The following is a 25,601-nucleotide window of genomic DNA, read 5'->3' as shown; positions in this document are numbered from 1 at the left end:
AGTCCTGCCCATGCCGCCACCGTCCCGTGCTCGCCTGCCCAAGCTGAGCGCCATTCTGGCGTTCGAAACCGCCGCTCGCACCGGCAGCCTGGCCCGTGCGGCGGATGTGCTGGCGCTGACCGCCGCCGCCGTCAGCCAGCAAATCCGCCAGCTCGAACAGCATCTGGGCATCACGCTGTTCATTCGCGCCAAAAGCGGCGTCACGCTGACCGAACAGGGCGCGGACTACCTGGCCTACGTGCAGGAGGCGTTCGAAACGCTGCGCGTGGCGCAGCAGCACGTCGAACGCCAGCGCGGCAAACAGGCGCTGACGGTGTTCGCCCTGCCGGCGCTGGCGTCTAAATGGCTGAATCCGGCGCTGGGCGACTGGCTGGCGCAGTGCCCCGACGGCGATTTGCGGCTGCACGCCACCCATGCGGCGGTCGATTTCGCCCATTCGGCGGCGGATTTCGCCCTGTGCTTCGGCGATCAGGATTACCCGCTGCTGGAAAAGGTGCAGCTGTTTCAGGATTGGGTGCAGCCGGTGTGCAGCCCGGCGCTGCGCGAGTGCGGCGACTGGACGCAGCTGCCGCTGATCCACGTCGACTGGGGCAAGGAGAGCCAGTTTTTGCCGGGCTGGCACGAGTGGTTCACCGCCGCCGATCGGCCGCCGCCGCCGCGGCGCGGGCTAACCTATAACCTGACCTCGCTGGCCATCGACGCCGCCGTGCAAGGGCGCGGGGTGCTGCTCGGCCAGCGGCGGCTGATCGCCCGTGAACTGGCGGAAGGCCAGCTGGTCACCCTGGCCGAACCGGCGCTGCGGCTCAGCAAACCCTACTACGTAGTTTACCCGCCGCGCACGCTGGAAAAACCCGGCGCAGCGGCGTTTCTCCGTTGGCTGCAGGCGCTGGCTCAGCGCGCGGTATAACCGCCGTCGATGCTGTAAAACGCGCCGGTGGTGAAACTGCTGTCGTCCGAAAGCAGGAAAGCCACCGTTTTCGCCACCTCTTCCCGCGTCGCCATCCTCCCCATCGGGTGCGAAGCGGCCATCTGCGCCCGCGCCGACGCTGGCAGTTTCCCCATCGCTGGCGTATCCACATAGCCCGGCCCGACGGCATTAACGCGCACGCCGCGCGTGGCGAATTCCAGCGCCGCCGAGCGTGTCAGGCCCAGCACGCCATGCTTGGCGGCGGTATAAGGTGCGATCCCGGCAATGCCCACCACGCCGTTGGCGGAAGAGAGGTTCACCACCGCCCCGCCGCCGCCGGCGACGATCGCCGGCAGGCCGTACTTCATGCCGAAAAACGTGCCGCTCAGGCAGGTGGCGATCACCTCGTGCCAATCGTCGACCGCGTACCGATCGATATCCACCTCGTGCGGGCCGGTGATCCCGGCGTTGTTGACCAGTAGATGCAGCGCGCCGCAGCGCCGCACGATCTCTTCAATACCCTGCCGCACCGACGGCGCATCGCGCACGTCCATCCGCAACGTCATCACCCGTCGGCCGTCGGGATCGAGCCGCGCGGCGGCGGCGGCGAGAGGCACTGCGTGGCGGCCGGTCATCACCACCGTGGCGCCGCGCCGAAACAGCTCGCCGGCGATCGCTTCGCCAATGCCGGTGGACGCGCCGGTCACCAGCGCCACCCGATGTTTGAAATCTTGCATAGCGGTTCTCCTGCAACGTTGAACTCAGGGGAACAGGCTAGCGCCGGCAAGTGACAGTTTGCGGCAGCAGTGACAACGCAGCACGTAATGCGCTCACAAACGCCGCAAAGCCCGCTATTTTATGCCTACTTTTTCTCATGCGAGACACCCTGTGGATACCCAACGCTACCTGCAGCATATCGGCTTTACCGGCGGCGCCCGCCCTGACCTCCCCACGTTGCAACAGCTGCACCATCGCCACATGCTGAGCGTACCGTTCGAGAACCTGAGCATTATTTATCATCAGGGTATTCAGCTGACGCCGGAGGCACTGTTCAGCAAGGTGGTCGAGCGTAACCGCGGCGGTTTCTGTTATGAGCTGAACACGCTGTTTGCCCTGCTGCTGCGGGAGATCGGTTTCAAGGTGAGCTTCATCTCCGGCGAGATCCGCGCGCGCGACGGCCATTTCGGCCCGCCCTACGACCATCTGGCGCTGCGGGTGGATCTGGCGGGCCAGGCCTGGCTGGTGGATGTCGGTTTCGGCGATTCCTTCCTGACGCCGCTCAAAATCGTCGCCGCCGAGCCGCAACCGCAGGCCAGCGGCACCTTCCACCTGGAGCAGGAAGGTGAGTATTACCTGCTGGAGCGCCGCAACGGCGACCAACGCTCGCATGCCAAAACCCTGTATCGCTTTACCGTTCAGCCGCGTGAATTGCCTGAGTTCGACGAGATGTGCCACTTCCACAGCACTTCGCCGCAGTCGCATTTCACCCAACGCCTGGTGTGCTCACGGCCGACGGAGCACGGCCGGGTGACCCTCAGCGACATGAAGCTGATCGTGACCGAAGATCACCAGCGCCACGAAACGACGCTGCATTCGGAAGAGGAACGCCGCGCCGCGCTGTGGCAGCATTTCGCCATCGATTTGGATCGTTGAAAGAACTAACATAATTTAGATTAAAATGTCCCATGCGCCTTCTATAGGCTCATGGGATTAACAAAGCCTTTCCACATAAACTTTTTCAATAGAACATCCCCCTTAATTTTAGAGAGTGAACAGCTAAAGATTATTTATAGCATCCAAAACACCTTCAATACCCTCGTTATAATCACTTCTAAAATCAGCATATTTTCTAGACTTCAACAACGTAGGAATATTACAATCACTATAAAGTATCGGTAAAATATGTATTTTGTTGTTACCTATTTCATCCCAATACTTTGTTTGCCACTCTCGTTCTACCCACTTTGATCTCATAGCTGCTTCAGAAAGAACCACGATAATAAAGTCCGCACTTTCAATGCCAATTGACAGTTTTTCAGGGATAAACTCCCCAACTCTGATATCCCATTCATCAAGCCATGGCGTATGACCAAACAACTTTATATCGGTAGCAACCTTCCGAACAAAAGGTTTATCTTTAGACGAGTGTGATATAAAAATATTCTTTCCTATCATATCTTTTTTAAACCTTACTGAAAGATAGTTTTCCGATAACAATAAATCTATAAAATGTAGTTCTTGCAAGCTTTCATGGCTATCTAGTTCATATAAGTCTTCATCCATGCCTTCATATATAGGCTCTGAGTATTTAGATAATAACTTATATAAACACTCGCGCCTTGTTAACAAATCATGCGTTGTTACAAAACGCATATCCTTGGGGTTCACATAGAAGTAATTCGGTGAAATAAAATAATCACCAAAATATACTATCGCCACCTCTGAATTCTTCCTTCCTTTGAAGTAGCATAATTCTTTAATTTCACTATCGTAAATAGTGTCATCTTCATAAAGTCCGACCCTTCCTTTGAATGGTCCTCCAGTGATAAAAACCGGACCGTAGCCAACCGGGTTATTATTCATTATTGTTTCCGAAATTAATTATCCATACTTGTGATTATCAGCGTTCTCAGAGAAATTTTCAATCGCCAATGAACTTCACAACTCACTCATCATTTTGATTGTATTACAGTGACGAGATACTAACTAATAACACACCTATACGTTATTACACGCCTAATCTTATAGAGGAAACTCTAATCGTATTGGCATACTAAGCAATTCCTTCATAAGTTTGATAATCCTTTCCCAACTGCACCAAAGACCTCACTCAACAAAACGAACGCCGCGCTGTGGCAGCATTTCGCCATCGATTTGGATCGTTGACGACGCCGGTGGCGCCCTTTTATTACGATTCTGTTACATCGATTGCATAACCGCGCTTGGCTGATTGCCAGCACCGCGGCGGCAGGCATCATAGGGTCATGATTCGGCAACAGAGTGCGAAAATGATCCGTGTGATACTGGTGGATGACCATGTGGTGGTGCGCTCCGGCTTTGCGCAATTGCTCAGCCTCGAGGACGATATCGACGTGGTGGGGCAATACAGCAGCGCGGCGGCGGCCTGGCCGGCATTGCTGCGCGACGACGTCAGCGTCGCGGTGATGGACATCGCCATGCCGGATGAAAACGGCCTGAGCCTGTTGAAACGCCTGCGGGCGCAGAAGCCGCAGTTCCGCGCAATCATCCTCAGCATCTATGACTCACCCACCTTCGTGCAGAGTGCGCTGGACGCCGGCGCCAGCGGCTATCTGACCAAACGCTGCGGGCCGGAAGAACTGGTGCAGGCGGTGCGCTCCGTCGAGATGGGCGGCCATTACCTGTGCGCCGACGCGCTGCGGGCGCTGCGCGGCGGCGAGCAGCCGGCCACGGCGCTGGAAGTGCTGACCCCGCGCGAGCGTGAAATATTCGATCTGCTGGTCAGAGGTGATAGCGTAAAGGAGATCGCTTTCAAGCTCGATCTCAGCCATAAAACGGTACACGTACATCGCGCCAACGTCCTGGGCAAGCTGCAGTGCAACAGCACCATTGAGCTGGTGCATTTCGCCCTCGAACATCAGCTGCTGGCGGGGCATTGATGTCACTCCGCTCACGGCGCTGGGTTATCTCGCTGTTTATCCTGTTGGCCTGGGGCAGTGGCTGGCTGATGCTGTGGACGCTCGGCTTCTATCTGACCCACAACGGCAATCAGGCAGCGCTGTTTCTGTCTCACGGCGTCTATCTCGCGCTGCTGATCTTGCTGGCGCGCCGCTATTGGCCCGCTCTGATAATACCGCCGGTGCTGCTGCTGTTCTGGCTGCACGGCGAACGCCTGCTGAGCGGCTACGGCCTGCTGGCCGCGCCGTTCATCACCCTGCTCCCGGCCGCGCTCGCGCAGCGATTCTGGCGCCGTTTTCCGCTCTACTGGCAGCGGCTGACGCTGCTGCTGGCTACCGTGACCGCCGCCTCGCTGCTCAATACCGCCCTGCTGTCGCCTTTCGCGCACAGCCCGGCGATGTTGCTCGGCCTGGCGTCGTTTACCGGCGGCGTTTTGCTGACCCCGTTCGTCTACCTGATCTTTGAATTTCTGCGCCAACAGCACCGTTACCACCTGCTGGGGCTGGACACCACCAATCCGCCGCTGCGCGCCTCCTTAATCATCTGGTGCAGCCTGTTTTTCGTTATCGGCATCGGTACGCAGATGGTGCTATCGCCGGAAATCGAGCGCCTGCTGCTGATCGTGGTGTTTTTGCCGAACGTGGTGATGGCGTGGAAGTTCGGTTGGCAGGGCGGCGTGTTGTCCGGCCTGCTCGGCAGCATGATGATCACCCTCGCCCGGCAGGTCGGCGTGGGGTTCGGCAATCTGGTCGAGCTGGAAATCTTTCTGGCGACGCAGGCGCTGCTCGGCATCGGCCTGGGCATCGCCATCAGCCGCCAGCAACACCTGGCGCAAAACCTGCACCATTATCGCCGACGCCTGGAAGAAGAGCTGGCGGCGCGGCGGGCGCTGACCGAAAAACTGATCCACACCGAAGAAGACACGCGAAAAAACCTGGCGCGCGAGCTGCACGATGAAATCGGCCAGAACATCACCGCGATTCAAATCCAGTCGCAGCTGGTCAAGCGGGCGCGCGATCCGGCGCAAACCCAGGCCGCCGCGAACCAGATAGCCGATCTCGCCCGGCGCATTCATCACTCCACGCGCCAGCTGCTGCGCCAGCTTCGCCCGCCCGCGCTGGACGAGCTGGCGTTCAAAGACGCGCTTCACCACCTGCTGAATGAATTCGCCTTTAGCGAACGGGGCATCCGTTGCCATTTCGACTACCGACTCATCGACACGCCCGCCGGCGAGACGGTGCGCTTCACCCTCTACCGGCTGCTGCAAGAGCTGCTCAACAACGTGTGCAAACACGCCGAAGCCAGCGAAGTCGCCATCGTCTTGTATCAACAGGGTGAGCTTTTGCACCTCGAGGTGCGGGACAACGGCATCGGCATCCGTGCGGACAAGGAGCCTGGCTTCGGCATTCAGGGGATGCGCGAACGGGTCAGCGCACTCGGCGGCGAACTGACGCTGGAAACGCAGCGCGGCACCCGGGTAATTGTTAACCTGCCCACAAATTTGCAACAAACCGCCGACTAACTAGGAAAAAGTCTTAGCCACTCCGGACTTTCTCTCATCCCCTTTCCCTTTCACCTTCTTATAGTCAGCACCAGGGAGGCGGCTATGCAAGCACGCTCGGCATCTGAAATCGATCATCGTTACCGCGCGCTGCGCCCGCGACTGCTGCTGTATATGGTCATCGGGTACGCCGCCTTTTACCTGACGCGCAAAAGCGTGAATTACGTGCTGCCGGCGCTGCAAACGGATTTGGGGCTGGATAAAGGGGACATTGGCCTGCTCGGCTCGCTGTTTTATCTGAGCTACGGCCTGTCGAAATTCGCCGCCGGGTTGTGGCACGACGGCCATGGGCAGCGCGGGTTTATGGGGATCGGCCTGTTCGCCACCGGTTTGCTGAACGTGGCGTTCGCCTTCGGCGAATCGCTGACGCTGCTGCTGGCGGTCTGGGCGCTGAACGGCTTCTTTCAGGGCTGGGGCTGGCCGCCCTGCGCGCGGCTGCTGACCCACTGGTATTCGCGCAATGAGCGTGGCTTCTGGTGGGGCTGCTGGAATATGTCGATCAACCTCGGCGGCGCGATCGTGCCGTTGATCAGCGCCTTCGCCGCCCAGCGCTGGGGCTGGCAGGCGGCGATGTTGATCCCGGGGGCCGTCAGCATGGTACTGGGCATCTGGCTCACGCGGCAGCTGACAGGCACGCCGCAGGAAGAAGGCCTGCCGTCGGTCGGCCAGTGGCGCCACGATCCGCTGGAGCTGCGCCAGGAACAGCAAAGCCCGCCGATGGGGCTGTGGCAGATGTTGCGCACCACGATGCTGAAGAACCCGATGATCTGGCTGCTCGGCGTCTCTTACGTGCTGGTCTACCTGATCCGCATCGCGTTGAACGACTGGGGCAACCTGTGGCTGACGGAAAGCCACGGCGTCAACCTGCTCAGCGCCAATGCGACGGTGATGCTGTTCGAGATAGGCGGCCTGCTCGGTGCGCTGTTCGCCGGCTGGGGTTCGGATGTGCTGTTCGGCGGGCAGCGCGCGCCGATGATTTTGCTGTTCACGCTCGGGCTGATGGTTTCCGTCGCCGCGCTGTGGCTGGCGCCGGTGCATCACTACGCGCTGCTGGCGGGCTGTTTTTTCGCGGTGGGCTTCTTTGTCTTCGGCCCACAGATGCTGATTGGCCTCGCCGCCGTGGAATGCGGGCACAAAGGCGCCGCGGGCTCCATCACCGGCTTTCTCGGCCTGTTCGCCTATCTGGGGGCGGCGCTGGCGGGCTGGCCGCTGTCGCGGGTTATCGAAGGCTATGGCTGGTCAGGCATGTTCAGTTTGCTGTCGATCGCCGCCGTTCTTATGGGTTTATTGCTGATGCCGCTGCTGATGGCGAGCGTTACCACCTCTACCGAGAGAAGGATAAAACAATGAAAAAAACGTGGGTCACTACCCTGATAGCATCCGGCATCGCGTTGGCCACGCTGAGCGGCGCCGCGCACGCCAAGGGCCGCCTGGTGGTTTACTGCAGCGCCACCAATGAAATGTGCGAAGCGGAAACCAAAGCCTTCGGCGAGAAATATGACGTGAAAACCGCGTTTATCCGCAACGGTTCCGGCAGCACGCTGGCAAAAGTGGACGCCGAGAAGAAGAACCCGCAGGCGGACGTCTGGTACGGCGGCACGCTCGATCCGCAATCCCAGGCCGGTGAAATGGGGCTGCTGCAACCGTACAAATCGCCCAACCTCGAACAAGTCATGACGCAATTCCGCGATCCAGCCAAGCTGAAAGGCAACTACTCCTCGGCGGTCTACGTCGGCATTCTCGGCTTTGGCGTCAATACCCAGCGCCTGAAAGAGAAAAACCTGCCGGTGCCCAAGTGCTGGAAAGACCTGACCAAACCGGAATACAAAGGCGAGATTCAAATCGCCGATCCGCAAAGTTCCGGCACCGCCTACACCGCGCTGGCGACCTTTGCCCAACTGTGGGGAGACGATCAGGCGTTCGATTACCTCAAGCAGCTGAACGCCAACGTTTCGCAGTACACCAAGTCCGGCATTGCCCCGGCGCGCAACGCCGCCCGCGGTGAAACGGCGATCGGCATCGGTTTCCTGCATGACTACTCGCTCGAAAAAGAACAGGGCGCGCCGCTTGAGCTGATCTCGCCGTGTGAAGGCACCGGCTACGAAATCGGCGGCGTCAGCATCCTCAAAGGCGCGCGCAACCTCGATAACGCCAAACTGTTCGTGGACTGGGTGCTGTCGAAAGAGGCGCAGGAGCTGGCGTGGAAGAAAGGCAAATCCTATCAGATCCTGACCAACACCACCGCCGATACCTCGCCGAACTCGCTGAAGCTCGACGATCTGAAACTGATCAACTACGACATGGACAAGTACGGCTCGACCGAGGTCCGCAAGGCGCTGATCAATAAATGGGTCAGCGAAGTCAAGATGGGTAAATAAACCCACATTCTGCGCCTGTTGCCGGGTAAGCTTCACGCCTTACCCGGCCTGAACATCCGGGAAACTTATGTCACATACACATGCACTCCATCTCGTGAAAAAACGAGATGCGATATTCCTTTGGGTTTTGCTTGGCTGGCTGGCGTTCGCCCTGCTGCCGAGCTGGAGCCTGGATTACGGCCTGCTGGAATCCACCAGCGATGAAATCCTCGCGGCCTACGGCTGGTCACACCGCAATATCAGCTGGCTTTGGTGCCTGCTGCCGAGCCTGCTGCTGCTGCGTCCTTACGCTGCGGCGGGCCGTGAGCAGCGGCGCCGCCACGCGTTCGATGCCGGCTGGGCACTGCTGTGCATGGCCTTTATCGTCGTCAGCGCCACGGTGGCAGGACGCGGTTTAGGCTACGCCCCCCTGGTGCAATTGACCTCGCTGGGCGCCATCATGACGCTGGCGCTGACCCGCCTCGACTGGCTGGGCGGCGACCGTTTCGTTATCGGTGCGCTGGTCACCATCGTGGCGCTGATCGGCGTCTTCATCGTCTGGCCGAGCATCGCGATTTTCATTCCGATGTTCACCGACCAGACGGGGGCATTCGCGCCGCTGGCGTTTATGAACGTGCTGTCGCAGGCGCATATCGTTCAGGTGATCCTCAACTCCATCGCCCTGTCGATCGCGGTGGGCGCCGGCTGCACCTTCTTCGGCCTGGTGCTGGCGATTTACACCACCCGCATCGCCAAGCGCAGCGCCATTATCGGCCGCATCTTCTCCATCCTGCCCATCGTCACGCCGCCGTTCGTCGTCGGCCTGGGCGTCACGCTGATGATGGGGCGTTCCGGCTACGTCACCGAGTGGATGGTGGCCTGGTTCGGCCTGACCAACACCAACTGGCTGTACGGTTTTACCGGCATCTGGCTGGCGCAGGTGCTGGCGTTCACGCCGATGGCGTTCATGATCCTCGACGGCGCGATCAAGACCATTCATCCTTCGCTGGAAGAGGCCTCCTACACCCTGCGCGCCAGCCGTTGGCAAACCTTTAACGGCGTGTTCGTGCCGCTGCTGAAACCGGCGCTGGCCAACGCGTTTCTGATCGTGGTAGTGCAATCGCTGGCCGACTTCAGCAACCCGCTGGTGCTCGGCGGCAACTTCGACGTGCTGGCGACGCAAATCTATTTCTACATCACCGGCTCGCAGCTCGACTATCAGGCCGCCAGCACTCTCGGCGCCTTCCTGCTGCTGTTCTCGCTGCTGGTGTTCTGCATCCAGTACCTGTGGATCGGCAAGCGTTCCTACGTCACCGTGTCAGGCAAATCCTACCGCGGCGACGTACAGCCGCTGCCGGTCACGCTGGTGTGGGGCGTGATCGCGTTGCTGGCGGTGTGGGTAGCCTTTAACGCCCTGCTCTACGGCAGCATTTTCTACGGCAGCTTCACCGTCAACTGGGGGGTGGATTACACGCTGACGCTGGATAACTTCATCAAGCTGTTCGGCCAGGGCATGAGCGACGGCGCGTGGCCTTCGCTGCTCGACACGCTGCTGTACGCCGGGATCGCCGCGCCGATCACCGCCGCCTTCGGCCTGCTGATCGCCTGGATCGTGGTGCGCCAGCAGTTCAAGGGCAAAAAGACCATCGAGTTCACCACCATGCTGTGCTTTGCGGTGCCGGGCACCGTGGCGGGCGTCTCTTACATTCTCGCCTTTAACAGCGCGCCGGTGTACCTCACCGGGACGGCCGCCATCGTGATTATCTCGATGGTGATGCGCAACGTGCCGGTGGGCATTCGCGCCGGGATCGCCGGGCTGGGCCAGATAGACAAATCGCTGGACGAAGCCTCGCTCAGCCTGCGCGCCGGCTCGCTGCGCACCATCACGCACATCCTGCTGCCGCTGCTGCGCCCGGCGATCCTGTCGGCGCTGATCTACAGCTTCGTGCGCGCCATCACTACCGTCAGCGCCATCGTCTTCCTGGTCACCCCCGATACCCGCGTGGCCACCGCCTACATCCTCAACCGCGTGGAAGACGGCGAATACGGCGTGGCGATCGCCTACGGTTCAATTCTGATCGTGGTGATGCTGGCGATTATTTTCCTCTTTGACTGGCTGATCGGTGAGGCACGCATCTCCCGTTCAAAAGCCAAAAACCAGGCGTAATGGAGCCCATGATGAGCCAGAAAAATTTCGTTGAACTGCGTAACGTCTCCAAACGGTTCGGCAGCAACACGGTAATCGATAACATCACGCTCACCATCCCACGGGGGCAAATGGTGACGCTGCTCGGCCCTTCCGGCTGCGGCAAGACCACCATTTTGCGCCTGGTCGCCGGGCTGGAGAAACCGAGCGACGGGCAGATATTCATTGATGGTGAAGACGTTACCCATCGTTCCATCCAGCAGCGTGACATCTGCATGGTGTTTCAGTCTTATGCCCTGTTCCCGCATATGTCGCTGGGGGAGAACGTCGGCTATGGGCTGAAGATGCTCGGCATTCCGCGCGCCGAAGTGAAAGCGCGCGTGCAGGAAGCGCTGGCGATGGTGGATCTGGCGGGGTTCGACGATCGCTATGTCGATCAGATCTCCGGCGGCCAACAGCAGCGCGTGGCGCTGGCGCGCGCGCTGATCCTCAAGCCGAAAGTGCTGCTGTTCGACGAGCCGTTGAGCAACCTCGACGCCAACCTGCGCCGCAGCATGCGCGAAAAGATCCGCGAGTTGCAAAAGCAGTTTGATATCACTTCGCTATACGTTACCCACGATCAGAGCGAGGCTTTCGCGGTCTCCGACACCGTACTGGTGATGAATAAAGGGCATATCATGCAGATGGGCTCGCCGCAGGATCTCTATCGGCAGCCCGCTTCGCGCTTTATGGCGAGCTTTATGGGGGACGCTAACCTGTTCCCGGCCAACTTCAGCGCCGATCATGTCGATATCAGCGGCTATCGCCTGCCACGTCCTGCGCATTTTGCCGCCCAGGGCACCGGCACGGTGGGCGTGCGACCGGAGGCGATCACGTTGAGTGAGCATGGCGATGAAAGCCAGCGCTGCGTGATCCAACATGTCGCCTACATGGGGCCGCAGTATGAGGTGACGGTGGCATGGCACGGGCAGCAGATTTTGCTGCAGGTTAACGCCACCCGCCTGCAGCCGAACGTCGGCGAGCACTATTATCTGGAAATTCATCCCTACGGCATGTTTATGCTGGCGGACGCGGCATAATAAGCATCACCCTTAAGCGTTAGAATAACGGTCATTCCGTATGGAATGACCGGAAATAATTGCCAAAAAAAACCGTATTTATCTATTTTTACAATTCCGCCCAAGTCCTTGTTCAGCCGAGAAATAAATACATCCGCATTCATAAAAAAATAACCAATAAGGCCACCGAGGGTGATATTTTTATTTGGATAGGGTAAGCTTAATCCCGCAGTCGAAATTATTTAACGGCCAACTCAAGGAGAAATTCATGAGCAACAATGCAAACGCACAGGCGCAGCTGGATAATTTACGCAACGTCGCTTCCCAGCTGAAGGAAATGCGCCACTATGCGCAGGCGAATACCGAGACGCTCTCCGCACACTGGCTGGCCTTCGATCAGGGGGAATGCAAAAATAAGGCGTTCGCCGAAGCCATTAACGACCTGTTGAATAAACAGGGCGCCTGCCTGGAAGGGCTGGAAAAAACCATTCAGGATATCGAGATAGAATTAAATCGTCTTGATAAAGCCGCCTGATAATACATATTTAAATAAACCCGCCGCGCGCGGGTTTATTTTTAGCTGCGGCAGATGACGCGCGCAATATCCCCTGACGTCGTCAGCGCGCGTATTTCGCTGAACAGTTCAGTTGCTTCATCATATTCTTTACGCAAATAGCCCAGCCACTGTTTGATGCGCGCCACGTGATACAGACCGGTGTCGCCCTGCTTTTCCAGATGGACGTATTTTTGCAGCAGCTCAACCACCTGCGGCCAGGGCATACGCGGTTCGTTATACTTCACCACCCGGCTCAGGTTCGGCACGTTGAGCGCGCCGCGCCCCAGCATGATGGCGTCACAGCCGGTCGCCTGCAGGCAATCCTGCGCGCTCTGGTAATCCCAGATCTCGCCGTTGGCGACAACCGGGATGCTCAGCCGCTGACGGATCTCACCGATCGCCGCCCAGTTGATGCGATCCGCCTTGTAACCGTCCTCTTTGGTGCGGCCGTGCACCGTCAGTTCGCTGGCGCCCGCCTGCTGCACCGCATCGGCGATTTCAAAGCTGCGACTGGAGGAATCCCAGCCCAGACGCACCTTCACCGTGACCGGCAGATGGGCCGGCACCGCCGCGCGCATCGCCTTGGCGCCCTGGTAGATCAATTCCGGATCTTTGAGCAGCGTCGCCCCGCCGCCGCTGCCGTTCACCAGCTTGGACGGGCAGCCGCAGTTGAGATCGACGCCGTAAGAGCCCAGCTCTACCGCACGCGCGGCGTTCTCCGCCAGCCACTGTGGGTACTGCCCCAGCAGCTGTACCCGCACCTGCGTGCCCGACGGCGTGCGGCTGGCGTGACGCAGCTCCGGGCACAGCCGGTAGAACGACTTGGCCGGCAGCAGCTGATCGACCACGCGCAAAAATTCGGTGATGCACAGATCGTAGTCGTTCACTTCGGTGAGCAACTCACGCACCAAAGAGTCGAGAACGCCCTCCATCGGAGCCAATAATACGCGCATGACCAATCCCAGCTAAAAAAAGACCCGCAATGATACGGGTGAATGCCCGCGCCAGACAAGCCTCTGCGGGCATTAAAAACGCCATCAGCCCAGCCGACGGATCGGTTGACCGGCGAGAAACGCCGCTATGTCCTCGACCGCCTCGGTGAAGTAGGCGCGATAGTTGTCGTCCGCCACGTAACCCACATGCGGCGTCGCCAGCACGTTGGGCAATTGACGGAATGCATCGTCGGCCGGCAGCGGCTCCGTCTCGAACACGTCCAGCCCGGCGCCGGCAATCTTCCGCTGTTGCAGCACGTCCACCAGCGCCACCCGATCGACGATCCCCGCGCGCGCGGTGTTGATCAGGTAAGCAGTGGGCTTCATCGCCATCAATTCGTCGCGCCCCACCAACCCGCGGCTGCGATCGCTCAGCACCAGGTGAATGGAGACAAAATCGCTCTGCTCAAACAGCGCCCGCTTGGACGGCGCCAGCAAAGCGCCCTCCTGCGCCGCCCGTTCCGCCGTCAGGTTCTGGCTCCAGGCCAGCACCCGCATGCCGAACGCCTGTGCCACCTTGGCCATTTGGCCGCCGATCTTGCCCAACCCCAGCAGCCCCAGCGTCTTGCCCTGCAGGGTGACGCCGAGATCCCGTTGCCACGGACCGTTGTTTTGCAGCCCGACGCTTTCCGGCACGATATGCTTCGCCAACCCGAGCAGCAGCGCCCAGGTCAGCTCCATCGGCGCCGCCGATCCGCTGCTGGTGCCGCATACCACCACGCCGCGCTCGGCGGCGGCGGCCAAATCGATAGAAGCGTTGCGCATGCCGGAGGTGATCAGCAGCTTCAGCTTCGGTAGCCGCGCCAGCAGCGAGGCAGTCATCGGCGTGCGTTCGCGCATGATGACCAGAATGTCGCACTCCTGCAGATGCACCGCCAGCTCCGTCTCATCGGTAAAGTGCGCGCTGATGGCGGACACCTCCACCCGATCGGCCAGCGCCGACCAGTCCGCCATCTTGAGCGCCACCTGCTGGTAATCATCGAGAATTGCGCACTTCAATTTCATCTCCGTCTCCTGGAATGTAGGGTTAGCCACCGTCCAGCCTAGTACGAAAATGCCGTTCCGCCAGGCAAAAAAAAAGCCGCCCGTATCGGCGGCTTACTCTTTGAGCAATCAGGCTTATTCGGCCGGTTTGCGACTACGTGGACGACGCGAGGCCGGCGCGCCGGAACGGCGTTGACCGTCCCCCTGCGGGCGAGCGTTACCGTTGCCACGGTTTTCACGCTGGCCGCCGTTCGCGTTACCGCTGCGCTGACCGCCGCCGTTACCGGAACGCTGGCCACCGCCGTTGCCGCGCGGCGCGCCGCGTCCGCCGCCCTGGCGGCCGTTGATGATCGGCTCGGCCTTGATGGTCGGATCCGGCTCGTAGCCCGGCAGCGCAATGCGCGGAATTTCACGCTTCAGCAGACGCTCGATGTCGCGCAGCAGCTTGTGTTCATCCACGCACACCAGCGAGATAGCTTCACCGGTGCGTTCCGCGCGGCCGGTGCGGCCGATGCGGTGCACGTAGTCTTCCGGCACGTTAGGCAGCTCGTAGTTCACCACGTGCGGCAGCTGGTCGATATCCAGACCGCGCGCCGCAATGTCGGTCGCCACCAGCACGCGGATGCGGCCGTCTTTAAAATCGGCCAGCGCACGGGTACGGGCACCCTGGCTCTTGTTGCCGTGGATCGCCGCAGCGGTGATGCCGTCTTTGTTCAGCTGTTCCGCCAGGTGGTTGGCGCCATGCTTGGTGCGGGTAAAGACCAGCACCTGTTTCCAGTCGCCTTCGCCGATCATCTGCGACAGCAGTTCCCGCTTACGCTTCTTGTCGACGAAGTGCACGCTCTGCTCGATCTGCTCGGACGCGGTATTGCGGCGCGCCACTTCCACCGAGGCCGGGTTATGCAGCAGTTTGTTGGCCAGCGCCTTGATGTCGTCGGAGAAGGTGGCGGAGAACAGCAGGTTCTGGCGCTTGGCCGGCAGCTTGGCCAGCACGCGACGGATGTCGTGGATAAAGCCCATGTCCAGCATGCGGTCCGCTTCGTCCAGCACCAGAATTTCGATTTTGGACAGGTCAACCGCGTTCTGATGTTCCAGATCCAGCAGACGGCCCGGCGTCGCCACCAGGATATCGACGCCGCCGCGCAGCTTCATCATCTGCGGGTTGATGCTCACGCCGCCAAACACCACCAGCGAACGCAGGCGCAGGTGTTTGCTGTAGGCCTCGACGTTTTCGCCGATCTGCGCCGCCAGCTCACGGGTTGGCGTCAGGATCAGCGCGCGCACCGGGCGACGGCCTTTGACCGGATGGTCATGCTTGCTCAGCAGCTGCAACAGCGGCAGGGTAAAACCGGCGGTTTTACCGGTGCCGGTCTGGGCGCTGGCCATCAGGTCACGACCTTCCAGCACGACAGGGATAGCCTGACGCTGAATTGGCGTCGGTTCGCGATAGCCCTGTTCTTCAACAGCGCGCACAATTTCAGCACTTAAGCCGAGGGTTTCAAATGACATAAAGAGAAAAACTCCAGATCCCCCCTAACCTAACGGTGTTCGGTGCAGTTTCCTGGGAGGATGATCAGACGGGGCATTAAGCATGACCACGAGGGATTGGCACAAACTGCAGTGCACCAGGCGCCGATTGTAACAGAAGTCGCGCAATAAAAAGCACTTTTACGCACCCAGAGCACAATCTGCCGTAAATTCAGCATTGTCTGAAGCCGATCACATAACTCATTATGGTTAGAGGTTGCATTTTAAACAATCTGGCATAAAGTTAATCATATGATTGATTAACTTCGAGCGTGACCTATGCCAGCTTCCGTCCCTCATCAGGCCGCCGGCCGAGCGCGCGGCGAGCAAACGCGCCGGCAACTGCTCGCCGCGGCGACCGAACTATTCGGTGAATATGGCCTGCAAGGCGCCACCACGCGCGATATCGCCCAGCGCGCCGGCCAGAACATCGCCGCCATCACCTACTACTTCAGCTCCAAAGAGGGGCTGTACCTGGCCGTGGCGCAGTCGCTCGCCGATTTCATTCAGCAGGCGTTCGCCCCGCTGGTCGCGGAAGTCGATCGCTTCCGGCAAGAACCAGCCGCACAACGGTCACCTGACGCGGCGCTGCGCTTGTTGCAACGTGGCCTGCTGGCCTTCAGCGAGCTGATGACCCAACCGCACACGCTGAACCTGAGCAAAATCATGTCGCGCGAACAGCTCGCCCCGACCGAGGCCTATCCGCTGATCCACAGCCAGGTGATCGCGCCGATGCACGAGCGGCTGTGCCGCCTGCTGTCGGCCGCCACCGGCATCGACGAACACGCCCCCCGCCTCGTATTGCATACCCATGCGCTGATCGGCGAGGTGCTGTCGTTCCGCGTGGCGCGCGAAACTATCCGCCGTCAGGCAGGTTGGCAAGACATTGGCGAGGGCGAAGCGGCGCAAATCGCGGCGGTACTGAGCGAACATATTGAGATTCTGGTTACTGGGCTGCGCCAACGTCATGGCGCGTAAATTCAGGCAGGGAGTGTTATGAACAAAAAACGCAGTGCCTTGATCGTGTTGTTAATTCTGCTGATCGCGGCCGTCGCATACGGGGTTTGGCATTACCAACAGCAGCAGGATCGGCCGCTGACGCTGTACGGCAACGTCGATATTCGCACGGTCAACCTCGGCTTTCGCGTCGACGGGCGCCTGGCGTCGCTGACGGTGGATGAAGGCGATACCGTTCAGCCGGGCCAGCTGCTTGGCAAGCTGGACGATGCCCCCTACCGCAACGCGCTGCAGCAGGCCGAAGCCAACGTCGGCAGCGCGCGCGCCAAACTGTCGCTGCTGCAGGCCGGCTACCGCAGCGAAGAGATAGCCCAGGTGCAGTCAGAAATGGCGCAGCGCCAGTCCGCCTTCACCTATGCCGACAGCTTCCTGAAACGCCAGCAGGGGCTGTGGGCGAAAAACGCCACCTCCGCCGACGCGCTGGAGGATGCGCGCACCGCCCGCAATCAGGCGCAGGCCAACCTGCAGGCGGCGAAGGACAAGCTGTCGCAATACCGCAGCGGCAACCGCCCGCAAGAGATTGAACAGGCCAAGGCCGACGTGGCGCAAAGCGAAGCGGCGCTGGCGCAGGCGCAGTTGAACCTGCAAGACGCCACGCTGATCTCCCCTTCCGCCGGCACGGTGCTGACCCGCGCGGTGGAGCCGGGCACCATGCTCGGCGCCGGCGGCACGGTATTCACCCTGTCGCTGACCCGGCCGGTGTGGGTGCGCGCCTACGTCAACGAAACCAGCCTGAACCAGGCGGTGCCCGGCACCGAACTGGAGATCTACACCGACGGCCGCCCCGACAAGCCTTACCACGGCAAGATCGGTTTCGTCTCGCCGACCGCGGAATTCACGCCGAAAAGCGTTGAAACGCCGGACCTGCGCACCGATCTGGTGTACCGCCTGCGGGTGATCGTCACCGACGCCGACGACGCGCTGCGCCAGGGCATGCCGGTCACCCTGCGCTTCGCCAAACCCTGAGGCCGGCTATGGAACAGGCGCACACCATTGAGCTGGAAGGGCTGGAGAAGCGCTTCCCGTCGCTTGAGAAACCGGCGGTCGCCAGCCTGACCACCACCCTGCACAGCGGTGCGGTCATTGGGCTGGTCGGCCCGGACGGCGCAGGTAAAACCACCCTGCTGCGCATGCTGGCCGGGCTGCTGCAGCCCAGCAGCGGCAAACTGCGGGTCGCCGGGCTGGATCCGATTGCTCAGGATCGTCAACTGCACGCGATCCTCGGCTATATGCCGCAGAAGTTCGGGCTGTATGAGGATCTGACGGTGATGGAGAACCTGACGCTGTACGCCGATCTGCGCGGCGTCACCGGCGATCTTCGCCGCCAGACCTTCGAACGGCTGCTGAAATTCACCGATCTGACCCGCTTCACCGAGCGCCTGGCGGGCAAGCTGTCCGGCGGCATGAAGCAAAAACTGGGACTGGCCTGCACGCTGGTGGGCGAACCCCAGGTGCTGCTGCTGGACGAACCGGGCGTCGGCGTCGATCCGATCTCGCGCCGCGAGCTGTGGCGCATGGTGCACGAGCTGGCCAATGACGGCATGTTGATCCTGTGGAGCACCTCTTATCTCGACGAGGCCGAGCAGTGTCGCGAAGTGCTGCTGCTCAACGAGGGCGAGCTGCTGTTCAGCGGCGCGCCGCAGGATCTGACCCAGCGCATGGCCGGACGCACGGTATTGATCGCCGCGCCGCCCGGCAGCCATCGATCGTTGCTGCAGCGGGCGATCTGCCTGCCGGCGGTCACCGACGGCGTGATCCAGGGCAAGTACCTGCGCCTGATCCTGAAAGAAGGCGAAGATCATCGGCAGCTACTGCAGGCGCTGGATCTGCCGGACGCCGAACTGGACGAAGCGGATCCGCGCTTCGAGGATGCGTTTATCGATCTGCTCGGCGGCGGCCCCAATCACCGCTCGGCGCTGGCGGAGATCATGCCGACCGTCAACGGCGCAAGCGGTGAAACGGTGATCGAAGCGGTGCAGCTGACCAAAAAATTCGGCGACTTCGCCGCCACCGATCACGTTGATTTCCAGGTGCGGCGCGGCGAAATTTTCGGCCTGCTCGGCCCGAACGGCGCCGGCAAGTCCACCACCTTCAAAATGATGTGCGGCCTGCTGGTGCCATCCGGCGGCAAGGCGCTGGTGCTGGGGATGGATCTGAAAACCAGTTCCGGCAAAGCGCGCCAACGCCTCGGCTACATGGCGCAAAAGTTCTCGCTGTACGGCAACCTGACGGTGGCGCAGAACCTGAAGTTCTTCTCCGGGGTCTACGGCCTAAGCGGCAAGGCGCAGCGCGACAAAATCGACGAGATGTCCCGCGCCTTCAACTTCGCGCCGATCCTCGATCAGACGCCGGATGCCCTGCCGCTCGGCTTCAAGCAACGCCTGGCGCTGGCCTGCGCGCTGATGCACGAACCGGATATTCTGTTCCTCGACGAACCGACCTCCGGTGTCGATCCGCTGACGCGGCGCGAGTTCTGGCTGCACATCAACGGCATGGTCGACAAGGGCGTCACGGTGATGGTGACCACCCACTTTATGGACGAGGCGGAATACTGCGACCGCATCGGCCTGGTGTATCGCGGCAAGATCATCGCCGCCGGCACGCCGGACGATCTCAAACAGCAGGTAGCGCGCGACGACAACCCCAACCCCTCGATGGAACAGGCGTTTATCGAACTGGTGCAGGGCTACGACGAGGAGGAACCACGGTGAGCGACAACCGAGCCCCCATCGACGACGGCGGCTTCTCCTGGCGCCGACTGCGCGCGCTGTGCCTGAAGGAGACGCGGCAAATACTGCGCGATCCCAGCAGCGGCCTGATCGCCTTCGTTATCCCGCTGATGCTGCTGTTTATCTTCGGCTACGGCATCAACCTGGACTCCAGCAAGCTGCATCTGGGCATTCTGATGGAGCAACAGAGCGAAGACGCGCGCGATCTGGCCCAGGCGTTTGCCGGCTCGCCCTATATCGAACCGACCATCAGCGACAACCGCCAACAGCTGATCCAGCAGATGCAGGCCGGCACGATACGCGGCCTGGTGGTGATCCCGGTGGATTTCGACCAGCGCATGGCGCGCCCGCACGACAGCGCCCCTGTCCAGGTGATCACCGACGGCAGCGAACCGAACACCGCCAACTTCGTGCAGGGCTATGCCCAGGGCGTATGGCAAGTTTGGCAGCAGCAGCGCGCCGCCGATCGAGGGAGCAGCGACAAGCCGCTGATTGACGTGCAGATGCGCTACTGGTTCAACCCGGCGGCCATCAGCCGGCACTACATTATCCCCGGCGCCATCACCATCATCATGACGGTGATCGGCGCCATTCTCACCTCGCTGGTGATCGCCCGCGAATGGGAGCGCGGCACCATGGAAGCCCTGCTGTCCACCCAGGTGACGCGCAGCGAGCTGCTGCTCTCCAAGCTGATCCCGTATTACTTCCTCGGCATGATCGCCATGGCGCTGTGCATGGCGGTGGCGGTGTGGGTGCTCGGCGTGCCCTATCGCGGTTCGCTGCCGATCCTGCTGCTGATCAGCAGCCTGTTTCTCGCCAGCACCCTCGGCATGGGCCTGCTGATCTCCACCCTCACCCGCAACCAGTTCAATGCGGCGATGGTGGCGCTGAACGCCGCCTTCCTGCCGTCGATCATGCTGTCCGGCTTCATCTTCCAGATCGACAGCATGCCAGCCATCGTGCGCGCGGTGACCTACATCATTCCGGCGCGCTACTTCGTCAGCACGCTGCAAACGCTGTTCCTGGCGGGTAACGTCGGCACCGTGCTGGTGATCAATCTGCTGTTCCTGATTGCTTCCGCCGTGGTGTTCATCGGCCTGACGGCCTGGAAAACCCAGCGCCGGCTGGATTGAGGAGAAAGAGCGATGTTTCATCGTCTGTTGACGCTCATCATCAAGGAAATGCAGGCGCTGCTGCGCGATCCGCAAACCCGTGCCATTTTAATCATGCCGGTGATCCTGCAGGTGCTGCTGTTCCCGTTCGCCGCGACGCTGGAAGTCACCAACGCCACCATCGCGGTCTACAGCGAAGACAGCGGCCAGGCCTCGGTGGAGTTGACCCAGCGCTTCGCCAAGGCCAAGGCCTTTCAACACGTGCTGCTGCTGCGCAGCCCGCAGGAGATAAAGACCACCATCGATAACCAACGGGCGCTGCTGCTGATCCGCTTCCCGGCGCAGTTCTCGCGCGATATCGCCACCGGCAACACCGCGCCGCTGCAGCTGCTGCTCGACGGGCGCAACTCCAACAGCGCGCAGATCGCCGCCAACTACGTACAGCAGATCGTGCAGGAATATCAGAAGGAGCTGCTCGGCAACCGCGCCAAACCCAACAACAGCGAGCTGGTGGTGCGCAACTGGTATAACCCGAATCTGGACTACAAATGGTTCGTGGTGCCGTCGCTGATCGCCATGATCACCACCATCGGCGTGCTGATCGTCACCTCGCTGTCGGTGGCGCGCGAACGCGAACAGGGCACGCTGGAACAGCTGCTGGTCTCGCCGCTCACCACCTGGCAGATCTTTATCGGCAAGGCGGTGCCGGCGCTGATCGTCGCCAGCTTCCAGGCCAGCATCGTGCTGTTGATCGGCATCTTCCTGTATCAGATCCCGTTCGCTGGATCGCTGCTGCTGTTCTACGCCACCATGTTGATCTACGGGCTGTCGCTGGTCGGTTTCGGCCTGCTGATCTCGTCGCTGTGCGCCACTCAGCAGCAGGCGTTTATCGGCGTGTTCGTGTTCATGATGCCGGCGATCCTGCTCTCGGGGTATGTCTCGCCGGTGGAGAATATGCCGGTGTGGCTGCAGGATCTGACCTGGGTGAACCCGATACGCCACTTCACCGACATCACCAAGCAGATCTACCTGAAGGACGCCAGCTTCAGCATTATCTGGCGCAGCCTGTGGCCGCTGCTGGTGATCACCGCCACCACCGGCAGCGCCGCCTACGCGCTGTTCCGCCGCAAGATCGCATAAAAAAAGCTCTGCATGTCACATGCAGAGCTTTTTGATCGCCAGATACCCTAAGGCTTGAAAGACAAGGGATTTAGCGGCGGTTGCCGAAGATACGCAGCAACATCAGGAACAGGTTGATGAAGTCGAGATACAGCGTCAGCGCGCCGACGATGGCGTACTTGCGGAAGCTGTCTTTATCATCGGCGTTCAGCTGCTCACCCATCGCCTTGAGTTTTTGCGTGTCGTAGGCGGTCAGACCGACGAACACCACCACCCCGATGTAGGTAATCGCCCACATCAGCGCGGTGCTTTTCAGCCAGATGTTCACCAGCGAGGCCAGCACGATGCCGATCAGCGCCATGAACAGCATGCTGCCGAAGCCGCTCAGATCGCGCTTGGTGGTGTAGCCGTACAGGCTCATGGCACCGAACATGCCGGCGGTGACCACAAAGGTGCTGGCGATCGAGCTGTAGGTGTAGGCGATGAAAATGCTCGACAGCGTCAGCCCGGTCAGCGCCGAGTACAGCATGAACAGCGAGGTGGCCACCGCGCCGCTCAGGCGGTTGACCATGCCGGAAATCACGAACACCAGCGCCAATTGGGCGATGATCAGACCGAAGAAGGTGATCTGGCTGGAGAAGATGAAGTTGAGGATCGCGGGCGTGTTGGCCGCATACCAGGAAACGAACGCCGTCAGCAGCAGACCGCAGGTCATCCAGCCGTAAACCTGCGCCATGTAGGCCTGAATGCCGCTGTTGGCACGTTCGACGATTGAACCATTAGAGCGTGGATATCGGTCCATGACGGTTACCTTTTGCGTTATAAACAAGATTCCGAAGCCCCGCGAACGGGGCTTCGCCTGCTATAAGCGTACCACAGAATAGGCCGCGCGAAAGCGGCAAAGGTCTTGATTTGTTTCCGCTGTTGACGCGTTATTTAGCCGCGTCGTGCCAGCGTTGCGCGGCCTCGCGATCGCTGTCGCGAGCGTCCACCCAACGATCACCCTGGCCCGTGGCTTCGCGCTTCCAGAACGGGGCGCGGGTCTTCAGATAGTCCATGATGAATTCGCTGGCGGCGAACGCCATGCTGCGGTGTGCGCCGGTCACGCCGACGAACACGATCTCGTCGCCGGGATACAGCGCACCGACGCGGTGGATCACCGTCACGCGCTGCAGCGGCCAACGGCTGCGCGCCTCGGCCACGATCTCCGCCAGCGCCTTCTCGGTCATGCCGGGGTAGTGTTCCAGCGTCAGCGCGCTGACGTCGTCCCCAAGGTTATGGTTGCGCACCTTGCCGGTGAAGGTCACCACCGCGCCATCGGCGTCGCACTGCGCCAGCCACTGGTACTCATCGCCGACGTTGAACGGCGCTTCGCCCACGCGAATGCGGGTATTTTCCATGCTTACCCCCCGGTAACCGGCGGGAAGAAGGCCACTTCATCGCCGGCACGCAGCGGGTGATCCGCCGCCACCAGCGACTGATTGACCGCCGCCAACAGCTTGCCGGATTCCAGCGCCAGCGCCCAGCGATCGCCGCGCGCACACAGCGCCTGGCGCAGCGCCTCGACGGTCGGGTAATCCGCCGGCATCGACAGCGCGCCGGTGCCCACCAGTTCGCGCACCTGCGCGAAGAAAAGAATATCGATCATGCGTTCACCTTAAAATCACCGGATTTGCCGCCGCTTTTCGCCAGCAGGCGCACCGGGCCGATCACCATGTCTTTCTGTACCGCTTTGCACATGTCATAGATGGTCAATGCCGCCACCGAGGCGGCGGTCAGCGCTTCCATCTCGACGCCGGTTTTGCCGGTCAGCCGGCAGCAGGTTTCGATGCGTACCCGGCTGTGCTCCGTTTGCGCCTCTAGCTGCACTTCGACTTTGCTCAACATCAGCGGGTGGCACAGCGGGATCAGTTCCCAGGTGCGTTTGGCCGCCTGAATGCCGGCGATGCGCGCCGTGGCGAACACGTCGCCCTTGTGATGGCTGCCGTCGACGATCATCGCCAGCGTGGCGGGCAACATCTCGACGAAGGCTTCGGCGCGCGCCTCGCGCACCGTTTCGGCCTTGGCGGATACGTCGACCATATGGGCTTCGCCGGCGGCGTTAATGTGGGTTAGCTGTGTCATGACTCAGGGCTTCTTCAAATGGGGCTGGAAGTTGCACGGGCGATGGCGCGCGTCCAACTGCTCTTCGATAATCCGCTCCCAGGCGGTGCGGCAGGCGCGGGTGGAGCCCGGCATGGCGAAAATCACCGTGCGGTTCGCCAGGCCGGCCAGCGCGCGCGACTGGATCGTCGCGGTGCCGATCTCTTCGTACGACACCATGCGGAACAGTTCGCCGAACCCTTCCACCTCTCTGTCGAACAGCGGCAACAGCGCTTCCGGCGTGTTGTCCCGCGCGGTAAAACCAGTGCCGCCGGTGATCAGCACCGCCTGCACGTTGTCATCGGCGATCCACGCGGAAACCCGTGCGCGGATCTGGTAAATGTCATCTTTGACGATGGCGCGATCCACCACCTGATGGCCGGCTTCCTGCGCCGCGTCCTGCAGATATTGGCCGGAGGTGTCTTCCGCCGCGCCGCGGCTGTCGGACACGGTCAGGATGGCGATATGCGCCGGAATAAACTCGCTGCTCGCATGGCTCATGGTTCAATAAGCTCCTATTGGCTGTCAGCCGCCGATAAACGACAGGTTCTGGGTGATCCCGCTGTTGCCCTGATGCAGGAAATGGGTCTGCTTCTTGCTCAGCAGCCCACTCTGGATGCGCGCCTTCAGCGCGTCGAGCTGGCCGTCATCCGCCAGCAGATCGCGCAGAGGCACCCCCTGCTCGCCGAACAGACACAGGTGCAGATTGCCGATGGAAGAAACGCGCAGCCGGTTGCAGCTGGCGCAGAAATCTTTTTCATACGGCATGATAAGACCCACCTCACCCTGGTAGTCCGGGTGGCTGAACACCTGCGCCGGGCCGTCGCTGCGGCCGCGCGCCTGGCGCTGCCAGCCCTGCTGCTCCAGCTGCAAGCGAATCACTTCGCCGGAAACGTGGTGTTTGCGAAACAGCTCACCGCCCTCGCCGGTTTCCATCAGTTCGATAAAGCGCAGCTGGATCGGCCGATCCTTGATCCAGGCGAGAAAGGCGCCAAGTTGCTGGTGATTGACGTCGCGCATCAGCACCGCGTTGACCTTGACCTTGCTGAAACCGGCGCTGAAGGCGGCGTCGATGCCGTCCATCACCTGGCGGAACTTGTCCTGGCCGGTGATGGCGTGAAACTGGCGGGGATCCAGGCTGTCGACGCTGACGTTGATCGCCGTCAGACCGGCGTCACGCCAGGCGGCGACGTCGCGCGCCAGACGGTAGCCGTTAGTGGTGACCGCCAGGGTACGGATGGCCGGGTTTTCCCGCACGGCGGCGATGATCTCGGTAAAATCGCGGCGCAGCGAAGGCTCGCCGCCGGTCAGGCGCACCTTTTCGGTGCCCAGTTCGGCAAACGCGCGGCTGACGCGGCGGATTTCATCCAGCGACAGGAAGCTTTTCGGGCTGCCGCTCGGCTTGTAGCCGTCGGGCAGACAATAGGTGCAACGAAAGTTGCACACGTCGGTGATCGACAAACGCAGGTAATAGAACTTGCGCTCATAAGCATCAATGAGTTGCGGTACCATAACACCTTTCCAAAGTCGGGAGATGCGAGCGTTTCCCCTCTGCACCCTGGTGGCTGACTTCGCCACGGCCCAGGCGCCATATCGTTCCGGATGAACAACGTAGGCACAGGGGCTAGGAGTTTGATTTCACTTCCCGCTACCTTGAGTAGCCGGAATGAAACCGTGGTTTTCAGCAGAATTCTAGCGCTAATCGGCAACGATAGCCAACGCGTTAATTCGCTATAT

General features: G+C 60.9%; 25 protein-coding genes and 1 riboswitch. Of the genes, 14 read left to right on the top strand and 11 right to left on the bottom strand.

Going from position 1 to position 25,601, the window contains the following annotated elements; genetic code table 11:
* Window positions 1–10 precede the first annotated feature (10 nt).
* Entirely contained in the window at window positions 11–907 is an 897-nt protein-coding gene (locus ACJ8J5_RS15825) for a LysR substrate-binding domain-containing protein (protein WP_261424251.1), read from the top strand.
* Here the strand turns inward: ACJ8J5_RS15825 and ACJ8J5_RS15820 are convergent.
* Window positions 892–1,644 (bottom strand): SDR family NAD(P)-dependent oxidoreductase, encoded by a 753-nt coding sequence (locus ACJ8J5_RS15820; RefSeq protein ID WP_060447604.1) that lies wholly within the window; start codon window positions 1,642–1,644, stop codon window positions 892–894. The two genes, ACJ8J5_RS15825 and ACJ8J5_RS15820, sit on opposite strands and share 16 nt — an antisense overlap.
* A gap of 151 nt (window positions 1,645–1,795) precedes the next feature.
* Here ACJ8J5_RS15820 and ACJ8J5_RS15815 point away from each other — a divergent pair, with 151 nt between their 5' ends.
* Window positions 1,796–2,560 carry an arylamine N-acetyltransferase family protein gene (locus tag ACJ8J5_RS15815; protein WP_049295199.1) on the top strand — a complete coding sequence of 255 codons (765 nt, stop codon included), beginning with the start codon at window positions 1,796–1,798 and terminating at the stop codon, window positions 2,558–2,560.
* Window positions 2,561–2,683: 123 nt separating this feature from the next.
* Here ACJ8J5_RS15815 and ACJ8J5_RS15810 read toward each other — a convergent pair whose 3' ends face one another.
* Window positions 2,684–3,490, bottom strand: coding sequence for a toll/interleukin-1 receptor domain-containing protein (locus ACJ8J5_RS15810; RefSeq protein ID WP_173889670.1), 807 nt, complete (start codon window positions 3,488–3,490; stop codon window positions 2,684–2,686).
* A gap of 425 nt (window positions 3,491–3,915) precedes the next feature.
* Between ACJ8J5_RS15810 and ACJ8J5_RS15805 the strand changes: the two genes are divergently transcribed.
* From ACJ8J5_RS15805 to ACJ8J5_RS15775, 7 genes are all read left to right on the top strand, one after another.
* Window positions 3,916–4,545: a response regulator transcription factor gene (locus ACJ8J5_RS15805; RefSeq protein ID WP_049203928.1), complete on the top strand. Its 630-nt coding sequence runs from the start codon at window positions 3,916–3,918 to the stop codon at window positions 4,543–4,545.
* Window positions 4,545–6,086: an MASE1 domain-containing sensor histidine kinase gene (locus tag ACJ8J5_RS15800; RefSeq protein WP_060447605.1), complete on the top strand. Its 1,542-nt coding sequence runs from the start codon at window positions 4,545–4,547 to the stop codon at window positions 6,084–6,086. Before ACJ8J5_RS15805 ends, ACJ8J5_RS15800 begins: the two co-directional genes overlap by 1 nt.
* A gap of 60 nt (window positions 6,087–6,146) precedes the next feature.
* Window positions 6,147–7,475: an MFS transporter family glucose-6-phosphate receptor UhpC gene (uhpC, locus tag ACJ8J5_RS15795; RefSeq protein WP_227257841.1), complete on the top strand. Its 1,329-nt coding sequence runs from the start codon at window positions 6,147–6,149 to the stop codon at window positions 7,473–7,475.
* Window positions 7,472–8,503 carry an ABC transporter substrate-binding protein gene (locus ACJ8J5_RS15790; protein ID WP_043136733.1) on the top strand — a complete coding sequence of 344 codons (1,032 nt, stop codon included), beginning with the start codon at window positions 7,472–7,474 and terminating at the stop codon, window positions 8,501–8,503. Before uhpC ends, ACJ8J5_RS15790 begins: the two co-directional genes overlap by 4 nt.
* A gap of 67 nt (window positions 8,504–8,570) precedes the next feature.
* Entirely contained in the window at window positions 8,571–10,649 is a 2,079-nt protein-coding gene (locus ACJ8J5_RS15785) for an ABC transporter permease (RefSeq protein WP_414104891.1), read from the top strand.
* Window positions 10,650–10,660: 11 nt separating this feature from the next.
* Window positions 10,661–11,707, top strand: a complete 1,047-nt coding sequence (gene fbpC, locus ACJ8J5_RS15780) for a ferric ABC transporter ATP-binding protein (RefSeq protein WP_025301935.1) — start codon at window positions 10,661–10,663, stop codon at window positions 11,705–11,707.
* Window positions 11,708–11,954: 247 nt separating this feature from the next.
* The gene (locus ACJ8J5_RS15775) at window positions 11,955–12,221 is read left to right on the top strand and encodes a hypothetical protein (RefSeq protein WP_004939738.1); all 267 of its coding nucleotides are present in this window, start codon (window positions 11,955–11,957) and stop codon (window positions 12,219–12,221) included.
* A 41-nt stretch (window positions 12,222–12,262) separates the two neighbouring features.
* On the opposite strand, the gene dusC is transcribed toward ACJ8J5_RS15775, so the two are convergent.
* The 3 genes from dusC to rhlE form a co-directional block, all read right to left on the bottom strand.
* Window positions 12,263–13,195 carry a tRNA dihydrouridine(16) synthase DusC gene (dusC, locus tag ACJ8J5_RS15770; protein ID WP_025301934.1) on the bottom strand — a complete coding sequence of 311 codons (933 nt, stop codon included), beginning with the start codon at window positions 13,193–13,195 and terminating at the stop codon, window positions 12,263–12,265.
* Between the two features lie 84 nt (window positions 13,196–13,279).
* Window positions 13,280–14,239: a D-2-hydroxyacid dehydrogenase family protein gene (locus tag ACJ8J5_RS15765; RefSeq protein WP_060432621.1), complete on the bottom strand. Its 960-nt coding sequence runs from the start codon at window positions 14,237–14,239 to the stop codon at window positions 13,280–13,282.
* Window positions 14,240–14,353: 114 nt separating this feature from the next.
* Window positions 14,354–15,727: an ATP-dependent RNA helicase RhlE gene (gene rhlE / locus ACJ8J5_RS15760; protein ID WP_060432620.1), complete on the bottom strand. Its 1,374-nt coding sequence runs from the start codon at window positions 15,725–15,727 to the stop codon at window positions 14,354–14,356.
* Between the two features lie 297 nt (window positions 15,728–16,024).
* Between rhlE and cecR the strand changes: the two genes are divergently transcribed.
* Genes cecR through ACJ8J5_RS15735 form a run of 5 tightly spaced genes read left to right on the top strand, consistent with a single transcriptional unit; the run spans window position 16,025 to window position 21,743 of the window.
* The gene (gene cecR / locus ACJ8J5_RS15755; protein WP_043136718.1) at window positions 16,025–16,723 is read left to right on the top strand and encodes a transcriptional regulator CecR; all 699 of its coding nucleotides are present in this window, start codon (window positions 16,025–16,027) and stop codon (window positions 16,721–16,723) included.
* Between the two features lie 18 nt (window positions 16,724–16,741).
* Window positions 16,742–17,728, top strand: a complete 987-nt coding sequence (hlyD, locus tag ACJ8J5_RS15750; RefSeq protein WP_049203804.1) for a secretion protein HlyD — start codon at window positions 16,742–16,744, stop codon at window positions 17,726–17,728.
* A gap of 8 nt (window positions 17,729–17,736) precedes the next feature.
* Window positions 17,737–19,473: an ATP-binding cassette domain-containing protein gene (locus ACJ8J5_RS15745; protein ID WP_414104892.1), complete on the top strand. Its 1,737-nt coding sequence runs from the start codon at window positions 17,737–17,739 to the stop codon at window positions 19,471–19,473.
* Window positions 19,470–20,624 (top strand): ABC transporter permease, encoded by a 1,155-nt coding sequence (locus ACJ8J5_RS15740; protein ID WP_099816709.1) that lies wholly within the window; start codon window positions 19,470–19,472, stop codon window positions 20,622–20,624. The genes ACJ8J5_RS15745 and ACJ8J5_RS15740 overlap by 4 nt, the downstream gene beginning before the upstream one ends.
* Window positions 20,625–20,636: 12 nt before the next feature.
* Window positions 20,637–21,743: an ABC transporter permease gene (locus ACJ8J5_RS15735; protein ID WP_049208965.1), complete on the top strand. Its 1,107-nt coding sequence runs from the start codon at window positions 20,637–20,639 to the stop codon at window positions 21,741–21,743.
* A gap of 70 nt (window positions 21,744–21,813) precedes the next feature.
* Here ACJ8J5_RS15735 and ACJ8J5_RS15730 read toward each other — a convergent pair whose 3' ends face one another.
* The 6 genes from ACJ8J5_RS15730 to moaA form a co-directional block, all read right to left on the bottom strand.
* Complete coding sequence (locus ACJ8J5_RS15730; RefSeq protein WP_033637508.1) at window positions 21,814–22,524, bottom strand: Bax inhibitor-1/YccA family protein; 711 nt, start codon at window positions 22,522–22,524, stop codon at window positions 21,814–21,816.
* A gap of 130 nt (window positions 22,525–22,654) precedes the next feature.
* Window positions 22,655–23,122, bottom strand: a complete 468-nt coding sequence (gene moaE, locus ACJ8J5_RS15725) for a molybdopterin synthase catalytic subunit MoaE (protein ID WP_004939764.1) — start codon at window positions 23,120–23,122, stop codon at window positions 22,655–22,657.
* Between the two features lie 2 nt (window positions 23,123–23,124).
* Window positions 23,125–23,370, bottom strand: a complete 246-nt coding sequence (gene moaD / locus ACJ8J5_RS15720; protein ID WP_004939768.1) for a molybdopterin synthase sulfur carrier subunit — start codon at window positions 23,368–23,370, stop codon at window positions 23,125–23,127.
* Window positions 23,367–23,846, bottom strand: a complete 480-nt coding sequence (gene moaC / locus ACJ8J5_RS15715; protein ID WP_004939770.1) for a cyclic pyranopterin monophosphate synthase MoaC — start codon at window positions 23,844–23,846, stop codon at window positions 23,367–23,369. The genes moaD and moaC overlap by 4 nt, the downstream gene beginning before the upstream one ends.
* A 3-nt stretch (window positions 23,847–23,849) precedes the next feature.
* Window positions 23,850–24,365: a molybdenum cofactor biosynthesis protein B gene (gene moaB, locus ACJ8J5_RS15710; RefSeq protein ID WP_025301928.1), complete on the bottom strand. Its 516-nt coding sequence runs from the start codon at window positions 24,363–24,365 to the stop codon at window positions 23,850–23,852.
* Between the two features lie 24 nt (window positions 24,366–24,389).
* Window positions 24,390–25,376, bottom strand: coding sequence for a GTP 3',8-cyclase MoaA (moaA, locus tag ACJ8J5_RS15705; protein WP_025301927.1), 987 nt, complete (start codon window positions 25,374–25,376; stop codon window positions 24,390–24,392).
* Window positions 25,363–25,507, bottom strand: a riboswitch (molybdenum cofactor riboswitch). (Overlaps the previous gene by 14 nt.)
* Window positions 25,508–25,601: the final 94 nt, after the last annotated feature.

This window comes from Serratia sp. CY43202, assembly GCF_052168755.1.
Lineage (GTDB): Bacteria > Pseudomonadota > Gammaproteobacteria > Enterobacterales > Enterobacteriaceae > Serratia > Serratia bockelmannii.
Note: the sequence above shows the minus strand (reverse complement) of the source record. Positions and strands in the feature narration are given on the sequence as shown.